Source organism: Isoptericola sp. NPDC019482 (assembly GCF_040632295.1).
Classification (GTDB): domain Bacteria; phylum Actinomycetota; class Actinomycetes; order Actinomycetales; family Cellulomonadaceae; genus Isoptericola.
Genome location: NZ_JBEYBQ010000011.1, coordinates 102,016 through 112,758 on the forward strand (window position 1 = coordinate 102,016; position 10,743 = coordinate 112,758).

9 protein-coding genes are annotated in these 10,743 nt (G+C 74.4%); 5 read left to right on the forward strand and 4 right to left on the reverse strand.

Annotated elements, in window-relative coordinates:
• Nucleotides 1-39: 39 nt before the first annotated feature.
• Together ABZ493_RS10165 and purB are read right to left on the reverse strand one after the other, a co-directional pair.
• A complete protein-coding gene (locus ABZ493_RS10165; protein WP_430582047.1) occupies nt 40-1,392 on the reverse strand; it encodes a glycoside hydrolase family 6 protein in 1,353 nt (450 codons plus the stop codon).
• Nucleotides 1,393-1,522: 130 nt separating this feature from the next.
• Nucleotides 1,523-3,010 (reverse strand): adenylosuccinate lyase, encoded by a 1,488-nt coding sequence (gene purB, locus ABZ493_RS10170; RefSeq protein WP_430582048.1) that lies wholly within the window; start codon nt 3,008-3,010, stop codon nt 1,523-1,525.
• Between the two features lie 297 nt (nt 3,011-3,307).
• Between purB and ABZ493_RS10175 the strand changes: the two genes are divergently transcribed.
• Together ABZ493_RS10175 and ABZ493_RS10180 are read left to right on the forward strand one after the other, a co-directional pair.
• Nucleotides 3,308-3,571, forward strand: a complete 264-nt coding sequence (locus ABZ493_RS10175; protein ID WP_430582049.1) for a hypothetical protein — start codon at nt 3,308-3,310, stop codon at nt 3,569-3,571.
• Nucleotides 3,568-5,292, forward strand: a complete 1,725-nt coding sequence (locus ABZ493_RS10180; protein ID WP_430582050.1) for a hypothetical protein — start codon at nt 3,568-3,570, stop codon at nt 5,290-5,292. Before ABZ493_RS10175 ends, ABZ493_RS10180 begins: the two co-directional genes overlap by 4 nt.
• A 32-nt stretch (nt 5,293-5,324) precedes the next feature.
• On the opposite strand, the gene ABZ493_RS10185 is transcribed toward ABZ493_RS10180, so the two are convergent.
• On the reverse strand, nt 5,325-5,723 hold the full coding sequence (locus ABZ493_RS10185) for a phage holin family protein (RefSeq protein ID WP_430582051.1): 399 nt from the start codon (nt 5,721-5,723) through the stop codon (nt 5,325-5,327).
• A 107-nt stretch (nt 5,724-5,830) separates the two neighbouring features.
• On the opposite strand from ABZ493_RS10185, the gene ABZ493_RS10190 reads away from it, so the two are divergent.
• Together ABZ493_RS10190 and hisC are read left to right on the forward strand one after the other, a co-directional pair.
• Nucleotides 5,831-6,787, forward strand: coding sequence for an alpha-L-glutamate ligase (locus ABZ493_RS10190; RefSeq protein ID WP_430582052.1), 957 nt, complete (start codon nt 5,831-5,833; stop codon nt 6,785-6,787).
• A gap of 142 nt (nt 6,788-6,929) precedes the next feature.
• A complete protein-coding gene (gene hisC / locus ABZ493_RS10195) occupies nt 6,930-8,033 on the forward strand; it encodes a histidinol-phosphate transaminase (protein ID WP_430582053.1) in 1,104 nt (367 codons plus the stop codon).
• A 98-nt stretch (nt 8,034-8,131) separates the two neighbouring features.
• Here hisC and ABZ493_RS10200 read toward each other — a convergent pair whose 3' ends face one another.
• Nucleotides 8,132-9,871, reverse strand: a complete 1,740-nt coding sequence (locus ABZ493_RS10200) for a pyruvate dehydrogenase (protein WP_430582054.1) — start codon at nt 9,869-9,871, stop codon at nt 8,132-8,134.
• Nucleotides 9,872-10,022: 151 nt separating this feature from the next.
• Here ABZ493_RS10200 and ABZ493_RS10205 point away from each other — a divergent pair, with 151 nt between their 5' ends.
• Nucleotides 10,023-10,673, forward strand: a complete 651-nt coding sequence (locus ABZ493_RS10205) for a thiamine pyrophosphate-dependent enzyme (protein WP_430582055.1) — start codon at nt 10,023-10,025, stop codon at nt 10,671-10,673.
• The last annotated feature ends 70 nt before the right edge of the window (nt 10,674-10,743 follow it).

Genomic DNA, 10,743 nt, shown 5'->3' on the forward strand with positions numbered 1-10,743 from the left:
TAACGGTGTCAACCGCCTGTTCGGCGACGCGGGGTCGCGCTACCAGCTCGCGTTGCGCGCGAGCTCCAGCGCGATCTCCTGCCACCACGCGCCGGCGACGGGGCCACCGTTGCAGGCGCCGTCGCTCTCGCCGGGCCGCTTCACCCACAGCAGGGCGTCGAGGTGGGTGGCGTCGTCGACGACGGCGGGCCGCTCGCCCAGCGCACGGCCGCGCGGGTTGCACCACTCGCCGTCCGACCCGTTGCCGTTGCGGGACGTGTCGACGACGAACGGCACGCCGCCCAGCAGGGCGGACACCTCTTCGCCGTAGGCGCGCGACTCGTCGGTGGTGCGGTAGTTCGACACGTTGAGCGCGAAGCCCGCGACGTGCTCCAGCCCCACCTGCTCCAGGCGGGACGCGGCCTCGGCGGCGGGCAGCCACGCCGAGTGGCCGACGTCGAGGTACACGCGGGCACCGGCCTCGTCGAGGATGCGGGCGGCGTCGGCCAGCATGCCGACGCGGTCGCCCTGCCCGTCGCAGTCCCCGAGCTGGGGGAGGGCGTCCGGCTCGAGCACGACCCAGGGCTCGCCGACCATCGCGCCCGCCACCTGCTCGACCCACGCGCGGTACGCGGCCTCGTCCGTGCCGCCGCCGGAGTGCGAGCCGCAGTCGCGGCCCGGGATCGCGTACACCGCCAGCAGCGGCGTCGCGCCGGCCGCGGCGGCGCGGGAGGTGTAGTCCGCCACCCCGGCGGCCGCCTCCGCCGGGTCGGCGTCCGTGACCCAGGAGGCCTGCGGCGTGGCCGCGATCTTCTCCAGCAGAGTGCGGTCCGTGCCGGACGCCGCCTGCCAGGCATCCCATGCCTGCGTGCCGTCCTCCACGAAGAACGTCGCGTCGGCGGGACCGCCGGGTTCGTCGGTGGGCGGGTCCGTCGGCTCCGTGGGCGGGTCCGAGGGGTCCGTCGTGGGCACGTCGCCCGTGCAGGCGACGCCGTCGAGGCTGAAGCTCGCGGGCACCGCCGCCGCGCCCGCGGACGTCCCGATCAGCCCGAACGACGCCGTCGCCCCCGTCGCGAGCGTGCCGTTCCAGCCGACGTCGGCCACGCGCACCTGCCCGCCGTCCTGCGTGAGCCGCCCGTTCCAGACCTGGGAGACGCGCTCCCCGTCGCCCTGCTGCCAGGAGACCTCCCAGCCGGTGCGGGCGTCGCCGAGGTTGGTCAGCGTGACGTCGGCCTGGAAGCCGCCCGCCCACGAGCTCGTGACGGAGTAGTCGACCTCGCAGGCCGTCGTCGCGCCCGCCGCCGACGTGGCGAGGGTGACGGCGCCGGCGGTGAGGCCGGCGCCGCCCACGAGGGCGGCCGCGGCAAGGGCCGCGACCCGGGCGGTCGATCGAGGGCGTGGTGCGGTACGCATGCGAGGCTCCGTCGCGTCGGGGGTGCGGACGGGGCCACGCTAGGAGCGCGCCGGTGCGGCGCGGCCGCTCCTAAACGCTTCGGGTCCGCAACGCTTCGGGTCTCGAGCCGGGTCGGCCGAGGACGCCGGGTCAGGCGAGGTAGTCCTCGACCAGCCGGGCGGCGATGCCGGTGTACGACGCGGGCGTGAGGTCCGCGAGGCGCGCGGCGACGTCGTCGGGCAGGCCGAGGCCGGCGACGAACTCGCGCATCCGGGCGGCGTCGACGCGCTGGCCGCGCGTGAGCTCCTTGAGCCGCTCGTACGGGTTCTCCATGCCCTCGACGCCCGCGACGGACGCGGCGCGCATCGCCGACTGGACGGGCTCGCCGAGCACCTCCCAGTTGTGGTCGAGGTCGTCGGCCATGAGCGCGGCGTTGACGTTGAGCGCCTTGAGGCCGCGGCGGACGTTGTCGATCGCGAGCAGCGAGTGGCCGAAGGCCGGGCCGATGTTGCGCTGCGTCGTGGAGTCGGTGAGGTCGCGCTGCAGGCGGGAGGTCACCAGCGTGGCCGACAGCGTGTCGAGCAGCGAGCACGAGATCTCGAGGTTCGCCTCGGCGTTCTCGAACCGGATCGGGTTGACCTTGTGCGGCATGGTCGAGCTGCCGGTGGCGCCCGCGACGGGGATCTGCGTGAAGAAGCCCAGCGAGATGTACGTCCACACGTCGGTCGCGAGGTTGTGGAGGATGCGGTTGAAGCGGGCGACGTCGGCGTAGACCTCGGCCTGCCAGTCGTGCGACTCGATCTGCGTGGTCAGCGGGTTCCAGACCAGGCCCAGGTGCTCGACGAACGCCTTCGACACGGCCGGCCAGTCGGCGCCCGGGACGGCGACGACGTGCGCGCCGTAGGTGCCGGTGGCGCCGTTGAGCTTGCCCAGGTACTCCGCGCCCTCGATGCGGCGCAGCTGGCGGCGCAGGCGGTGCGCGAGGACGGCGAGCTCCTTGCCCATCGTCGTCGGCGTGGCCGGCTGCCCGTGCGTGCGGCTCAGCATCGGGACCTCGGCGTGCTCGCGCGCCATGCCCGCGAGCTGGTCGGTCAGCGCGGTCGCGGCGGGCAGCCACACGTCGCGCACGCCGCCCTGCACCATGAGCGCGTACGACAGGTTGTTGATGTCCTCGGACGTGCACGCGAAGTGCACGAGCTCGCTCGCGGCGGGGAGGCTCGTCGCGTCACCGAGGGCCTCCGGGGCGGCGGCGATGCGGCGCTTGATGAAGTACTCGACGGCCTTGACGTCGTGCACCGTCTCGCGCTCGATGGCGGCGAGCTCGGCGATCTCGTCCGCGCCGAACGTCGCGGGGATCCGGCGCAGGTAGGCGATCTCGGCGTCGGTCAGCGTGGGGGCACCGGGGACGACGGCGCCGGGCGTCGTCGTCGTGCCGTTGCACAGCGTGACCAGCCACTCGACCTCGACGTGGATGCGCGCGCGGTTGAGCGCGGCCTCGCTGAGGTGGTCCACCAGGGGCGCGACGGCGCCGCGGTAGCGGCCGTCGAGCGGCCCGAGGGCGATCGGTGGGGTGACGTCCGCGAGGTTGACGCGGGTCTGGACGTCGGACGGCGAGGTCTGCGGCGCGGGGGAGGTCACGGCCCACATTCTCCCACGGGCCCACAACGACCGGGTGGGCCCGCTCAGGCGAGGAGCGGGTAGTTCCCGCGGACGGTGCCCCGCGGGTCGCGGGCGCGCTTGAGGTCGCGCAGGCGGACCGGCATCGACATCCTCTCCGATACGGTCCGGCTCCTCGGGGTGCTGGCCGACTGACGGTCTCGCGGGAGGACGCGGGCGCGGAGCCGTGCCGGGCGGAGCCTGTCCCCAGGCCGGCGTCGTCCACAGGGGGCGGTGGCGCAGGACGTGGCGGCCGGTGCGCGGCCTAGCGTCCCGGGCATGACCTCCTCCGTACCGCCTTCCCTCTTCCCGGACCGCTGGTCGAGCCCTGCCTCGCGTGCCGCGTGCGACGCCGCGAGCTCCGCCGCACTGGCGGCCCACCACGACGTCGTCGACGCGGCCGCGAGCGCGCGGCGCAGCCTCGCGGTGGCCTGGGAGTCGACGGCGGCCGACCGGTTCCGCGACGAGGTCGCCGCCCTGCTCGCCGACCTCGACGTCGACCTGGCGCTCCTCGAGCTGGCGGCCGAGGGGCTGGCCCGGTGACGCGCGGGCTTCCGCCCGAGGAGACGCTGGACGTGGCCGGCGGTCGCGCGGTCTCCAGGGTCGACGCGGAGGCCGTGCAGGGTGCGGCCGTGCTGCTCGACACCGCGGCGGAGCGGCTGCGGCAGGCGTCGCACCGGTGCCTCGCCGCCGCCGGGACCCTGCGGGGCGCGGTGTGGGCGCCCGACCCGCTGGTCGCTCCCTCCCTGTCCCCGCCCGCGGTGCCCGACGCCGCGGAGGCCGCCCGTCGCGCGGCGGGGTCCGCACGCCTGGACGAGGCGAGCGCGCGGCTGCGCGCACGGACGCAGACGGCCGAGCGGAGCGCCCGCCGCCTGCGGTTCGCGGCCGGCCTGTACCGGGACGCGGAGACCATGGCGCAGCGGGTCGCCGACGGCGCGGTCACGCTGCTGTCGGGGGTGGCGGGGGCGTGGCTCGGGCTGCGCGTGCTGCCGATCGTCACCGCGTCGTCGGGGGCGGGCGGGCTGCTGCGCGCATGGGTGCTCGGTGGCACGCCGGCTCCCGCTCCCACCGCGCCGCCGCCGGGGCCGCTGCTGCCTCCCGTGCCGCCGTCGGCCCCCGTCACGACCGGTCCCGACGGGCTCCTGGCGGACGCCTGGCGCGTCCTCGCGCCGGTGTCGGACGAGGCGGTCGCGGGGCTCGCGGCGGGGCTGAGCGCCACCCGGCCGCTGACCTGGCAGGACCTGCGGCGCGCGGTCGAGCAGGGCCCGGCCGCGTTGGACCCGGTCACGCGGGGTGCGGCCTCGCTGTCCGACGTCGTCGCCGGGCTGCTGCCGGGCGCCGTGCCGCAGGTGGAGGCCCTGGCCGACGACGACCTGGCGGGACCGCCGCCCCCGTGGGCCGACCGCCCGGCGGGCACCGTCGCGGAGGCGCTCGCCCGGACCGCGGACCTCTACCCCCAGGGCAGCGGCGTCGTCGACCGACCCGCGGCGGGCGTGCCCGCGGGATCGCTCGCGGTCGAGGAGGTGGTGCACGCGGACGGGAGCACGTCGTGGACCGTGCTGATCCCCGGGACCCAGGAGTTCCTGTCGTCCGGGAACCCATTCGACGCGGCGACCGACCTGAACCTCATGGCCCACGAGACGGCGGACGTGTCCGTGGCCGTGGAGCAGGCCCTCGACGCGGCGGGTGCGGCCCCGGACGAGCCGGTGGTGCTGGTGGGCCACAGCCTCGGCGGGATCGCCGCGGCGGCGCTCGCGGCGTCGCCGCAGTTCCGCGAGCGGCACCCCGTCGGCGGGGTGGTGACCGCGGGGGCACCGACGGCGACGTTCACGGTCCCCGCGGGAGTGCCGGTGCTGCACGTGGAGAACGAGGAGAGCCTGGTCGAGAACCTGGACGGCCGGTCGCGCGAGGAGGGCCCGGCCACGGCGGACCGCGTCACGGTGGGGCGACGACTGCTGGACTCGACGGATCCGGCCGACGTCGCCGCCGCGGGCAGCATCTCTCTCGCCCACGCCATGCCGACGCACCTGCGCACCCTGGCGGCCGCGCAACGGTCCGGGAACGTGCAGGTGGCGGGGGTGACGGGGCGGCTGGAGCGGCTGCTCGACGGCGCCCGGGCGCGCACGCGGTTCTTCGTGGCGCGGCGCGTGGACCCGGCGCCGCCGCTGGTGCTGGCTCCCGGTCCAGGCCCCGGACCTGGGTCGACCGTGCTCGGGACGACGTCGCCCCCGCCGGGGAACCCGACGGGGGCGACGCTGCACTGACCGAGGTGCATCCGGCGCGCGGTGCGGGGCTGTCAGCCCTTCTTCGGCGCGAACGCGCCGATGATCGCCTGCAGCACGGCGAGGATGAGGGCGATCCAGACGAACCACCAGAAGCCGCCGGAGACCTCGACGCCCCAGTCGCCGAACCACCCCTGCTCGGTGATCCAGGTGGTGAGCCACAGCACGAAGGCGTTGATGACGAGGTAGAAGAGGCCCAGCGTGAGGATGAGCAACGGGATCGAGATGATGCTGACGATCGGCTTCACGAAGCTGCTGATGATGGTGAACACCAGCGCCACGCCGAGCACCGCCAGGATGTACTCGATCACGTTGTCGCCGTCGTACGGCGGCAGGATCTCGAGGTTGGTGAAGATCAGGTCGCTCAGCCACAGCGCCACGGCTGTGACGAGGGTGCGGACGATGAAGTTCATGCGGCCATCGTGGCACGTCATGCCCGCGCGGGGCTGGCGCGACGCTCGGCACCGCGCGCCTCGGCGGCCCGCTCCGGGCGACCGGCCCACGCGCGTAGGCTCGTCGGGTGAGCGAGCCGTCCGTCCTCGTCCTGCACGACAACCCCGACTGGCTGCCGCCGTTCGAGCGGGCCTTCGACCGCGCCGGCGTGCCCCTGGAACCGGTGCACCTGGGCGACGTCACCCTGGACCTCGCCGAGGCGCCGCCCCGGGCCGTGCACTGGTCGCGCCTCAGCGCGTCCGCGCACACGCGCGGGGTGCCGCACGCGCCGGAGGCGGCACAGGCGGTGCTGTCCCGGGCCGAGGCGGCGGGGCGTCGCGTCGTCAACGGCACGCGCGCCGCCGCGCTCGAGGTGAGCAAGGTGCGGCAGTACGCGCTGCTGCGCGCGGCCGGCCTCGACGTGCCGCGCACGACCGCCGTCACGGACCGCGCGGCGCTGCGGGCGGCGGCCGAACGGTTCGGGGCCCCGTTCATCACCAAGCACAACCGCGGCGGCAAGGGGCTGGGGGTGCAGCGGTTCGACGACGTCGAGACGTTCGCCGCCGCCCTGGACGCGGGGCTCCTCGACGAGCCCGTCGACGGCGTGTGGCTGCTGCAGGAGCTGCTCGTGGCGCCGGAGCCGTTCGTCACGCGGGCGGAGTTCGTCGGCGGCCGGTTCCACTACGCCGTCCGCGTGGACACGTCGACCGGGTTCGAGCTGTGCCCCGCCGAGGCGTGCGCGCTGCCCGGGGCCGACGGCGTCGCCCCGCCGCCGCTGTTCGCCCTGCGGCCCGAGATCACGGCGGAGCACCCGCTCGTCGTGCGGCTCGAGCGGCTGCTCGCGGAGCAGGGGATCGAGATCGCCGGGGTGGAGTTCTTCGAGACGGTCGACGGCCGCACCGTGCCGTACGACATCAACACGAACACCAACTACAGCCCGGACGTCGAGGCGTCCGTCGACGTACCCGCCGCCGACGCGATCGCCCGGTTCTTCGCCGGCCTGGTGCGGGAGCTCGCCGAGGTAGTGCCCATCTCCGTGAGGTAGTGCGGACCGCGCCGAGGTAGTCGTGGTCTCCACGAGGTAGTCCGGGTCTCCACGAGGTAGTGCGGACTGCGCCGAGGTAGTACTCCCTCGCGGAGGGTGTGACGACCTCGCCCACCCTGCGCGGGTGGCATCCTTGACCGCTGTGACCACCCCCGCTGACCCGCACGCCGCCCCCGCCGCTGTCGTCCCCCTGCGCGCCGCCGTCGCCGCGCTGCCCGCGTACGTGCCGGGCGCGCGGCCCGCCGAGGGCGCGAAGCTGTGGAAGCTGTCGTCGAACGAGAACCCGTACCCGCCGCTGCCGTCCGTCCTCGAGGCGATCACGCGTGCGGCGGAGGAGACCAACCGCTACCCCGACATGTACGCGACGGAGCTCGTCGAGGCGCTCGCCGCGCACGTCGGCGTCTCGGCCGACCAGGTCGTGGTGGGCAACGGCTCGGTGGCGGTGCTCGGTCACGTTCTGCAAGCCGTCGTCGAGCACGGCGACGAGGTGGTGTTCCCGTGGCGCTCGTTCGAGGCGTACCCGATCGTGGTCGCGGTCGCGGGCGGCGTCGCCGTCACCGTGCCTGTGGCCGCGGACGGCCGGCTCGACCTGCCCGCGATGGCCGCCGCCGTCACGCCCCGCACGCGCGTCGTCATGGTCTGCACCCCGAACAACCCCACCGGCCCGGCGGTGCACTCCGACGAGCTGGAGGAGTTCCTCGCCGCCGTCCCGAGCGACGTGCTGGTGATCGTCGACGAGGCGTACCTCGAGTTCGTGCGCGACACGCAGGCGCCCGACGGCGTCGACCTGCTGGCCCTGCACCCGAACGTCGTCCTGCTGCGCACGCTGTCGAAGGCGTACGGGCTGGCGGGCCTGCGCGTCGGGTACGCCGTCGCCGAGCCGCGCCTCGCCGCTGGCATCCGCGCGGTGTCGACGCCGTTCGGCGTCAACCACATCGCGCAGCGCGCGGCCCTGGCGTCGCTGGAGCCCGTCGCCCAGGACGAGCTGCGCCAGCGGGTCGACGCCCTGGTCGTCGAGCGTGAGCGCGTCGTCGCCGCCCTGCACGAGCAGGGCTGGGACCTGCCGGAGACGCACGCCAACTTCGTGTGGTTCCCCCTCGGTGAGGAGACCGTGGCCCGCGCCGCCGAGGCGACCGCCGCCGGCGTCCTCGTGCGCCCCTTCGCCGGCGACGGCCTGCGCGTGAGCATCGGCGAGGTCGAGGCGAACGACGCCTTCCTCGCCGTCGCCGCCACCTGGCGCCCCTGAACCTGGCGCCCTCCCGGGTGTTGTGAGCGCGATTTCGGGGACTATTCGCGATCGAATAGTCCCCGGAATCGCGCTCACAACACCCGGCGGGGCTGGGGTCAGCGGGGCAGGTTGCGCAGGTTCGAGCGGGCCATGGACATGACCTCGCCCATGCCGCCGCCGAAGACCTGCTTCGTCATCGCCGTCGCGAACCCCCGGATCTGGCCGGACGTGATGGACGGCGGGATGGACAGCGCGTTCGGGTCGGTGACGACCTCGATGAGCGCCGGACCCTTGCGGTCCAGGCCGTCGGCGAGGGCGCGGCGCAGGTCCTTCGGCCGCTCCACGCGGACGGACGGGATGCCGACGGCGAGGCCGATGTTCCGGTAGTCCACGGGCGGGGAGTCGGTGCCGTACGACGGCAGCCCCTCGACCAGCATCTCGAGCTTCACCATGCCGAGCGTCGCGTTGTTGAAGACGACGACCTTCACCGGCAGGTCGTAGGTGCGCACGGTGATGAGCTCGCCCAGCAGCATGGACAGGCCGCCGTCGCCGGCGAGAGCCACGACCTGCCGGCCGGGCTGCGCGAACGCGGCGCCGATGGCGTGCGGCAGGGCGTTCGCCATCGACCCGTGGATGAACGACCCGATGACGCGCCGCTTCCCGTTGGGCGTGAGGTACCGGGCCGCCCACACGTTGTTCATGCCGGTGTCGACGGTGAACACGGCGTCGTCGGCCGCCGTCTCGTCGAGCTGCACGGCCGCGTACTCGGGGTGGATGGGCGTGTGCTTCTCCACGTTGCGGGTGTACGCGCCGACGACCTTGGTCATGAGCCCGGCGTGCTTGTCGACCATCGAGCGCAGGAACTTGCGGTCCTTCTTGCGCCTGACCAGCGGGTTGAGCAGCCTCAGGGTCTCGCCGACGTCGCCGTGCACCGGCAGGTCGAGTCGGGTGCGGCGGCCCAGGTGGGAGGCGTCGACGTCGATCTGCGCGGTGCGGACGTCGGCGGGCAGGAACGAGTCGTACGGGAAGTCGGTGCCGACCATCACGAGCAGGTCCGCCGAGTGCATCGCCTCGTGGCAGGAGCCGTATCCGAGCAGCCCGGACATGCCGACGTCGTGGGGGTTCTCGTACTGGATGATCTCCTTGCCGCGCAGCGAGTGGCCGACGGGCGCGGCGGCCAGGTCGGCGAGCTCGAGGACGGCGTCGCGGGCGTCGCGCGCCCCTGCCCCGACGAACAGCGTGACCTTCTTGGCCTGGTTGATGGCGTCGGCGAGGGCCTGGACGTCGGCGGAGTTCGGCACGACGCGGGCCGGGCAGGCGCCGGGCACGAGGATCGGGGCGTCGTCGTCGGGCACGCGCTCGTCGGCGACGTCGCCCGGCAGGGTGAGCACCGCGACGCCCGGCGCGGCGAGCGCGTGCTGGATGGCGGAGCGCGTGACGCGCGGCAGCTGGGCCGGGGACGAGATCAGCTCCGAGAACACGGACGCCTCGTTGAAGATGCGGTCCGGGTGGGTCTCCTGGAAGAACTGCGTGCCGATCTGCGCGCTCGGGATGTGCGACGCGATGGCGAGCACCGGCAGCTTCGACCGGTTCGCGTCGTAGAGGCCGTTGATGAGGTGCAGGTTGCCCGGCCCGCACGACCCGGCGCAGACGGCGAGCTCGCCCGTCACCTCGGCGTCGGCGGCGGCCGCGAACGCGGCAGCCTCCTCGTGGCGCACGTGCACCCAGTCGATGCCGTCGGTGCGGCGGACGGCGTCGACGACGGGGTTCAGGGAGTCCCCGACGATCCCGTAGATGCGCTTCACGCCGGCGGCGACGAGCTGGTCGACGAGGTGTTCGGCGACGGTGCGGGCCATGACGAGACCTCCTGATGACGGCGGCTGGTCCGTCTCGATCCTGCCTCCGACGCCGTGTTTCCGCAGGACGTCGGGGCGTGAGGTGGCGCACCCCCGCGCATCTCCGACAGACCATTGACCTCAACCATGGTTCAGGTCGGACGATCGGTGCATGACGACGACCACTCCGGCGCACGCCGTCCCCGCACGCGTCCCGCACCACGTCCGCGACCTGGTCGCCCGCGTCACGGGCGACGAGAAGCACGACCCGAGCGCGCACTCGACGCTCGACGTCGTGTGGACCCTGTACGACCAGGTGCTCCGCGTCGACCCGGCCCGCCCCGACGACCCCGACCGTGACCGCTTCCTGCTCTCCAAGGGCCACGGCCCGGCGTCCACGTACGCCGTGCTGGCCGCGAAGGGCTACTTCCCCGCCACCTGGCTGGACGACGTCGCCTCGTTCGAGTCGCCGCTCGGCCACCACCCCGACCGCACCCTGGTGCCGGGCATCGAGATCGGCAGCGGCTCGCTCGGGCACGGGCTGCCGCTCGCCGTCGGCCTGGCGCTCGGGCTGCGCGGCCGGTCGCCCGCCCGCGTCGTCGTCCTCGTGGGCGACGCCGAGCTCGACGAGGGCAGCAACGCGGAGGCGATCCAGGTCGCGGGCCGGTACGGGCTCGGCAGCCTCACCTGCGTCGTCGTCGACAACCACAGCGACGGCCTCGGCTGGCCCGGCGGCATCGCGACCCGGTTCGCCCTCGAGGGCTGGGCGGCCGCCGAGGTGCGCACGCACGACCAACCCCGCCTGACAGTGAGGATGATGTAGTCGAGCCCCGCAGCGGGTCGTTCCTGACCCTCCGCCTGACTGACTTCGGGTCTTGAACCGGATCTGTCGG

Excerpts from the sequence above, each read along its gene's own strand:
- ABZ493_RS10200 (WP_430582054.1), bottom strand. The coding sequence starts at position 9,871 with ATGGCCCGCACCGTCGCCGAACACCTCGTCGACCAGCTCGTCGCCGCC.
- ABZ493_RS10205 (WP_430582055.1), top strand. The coding sequence starts at position 10,023 with ATGACGACGACCACTCCGGCGCACGCCGTCCCCGCACGCGTCCCGCAC.
- ABZ493_RS10165 (WP_430582047.1), bottom strand. The coding sequence starts at position 1,392 with ATGCGTACCGCACCACGCCCTCGATCGACCGCCCGGGTCGCGGCCCTT.
- ABZ493_RS10185 (WP_430582051.1), bottom strand. The coding sequence starts at position 5,723 with ATGAACTTCATCGTCCGCACCCTCGTCACAGCCGTGGCGCTGTGGCTG.
- ABZ493_RS10175 (WP_430582049.1), top strand. The coding sequence starts at position 3,308 with ATGACCTCCTCCGTACCGCCTTCCCTCTTCCCGGACCGCTGGTCGAGC.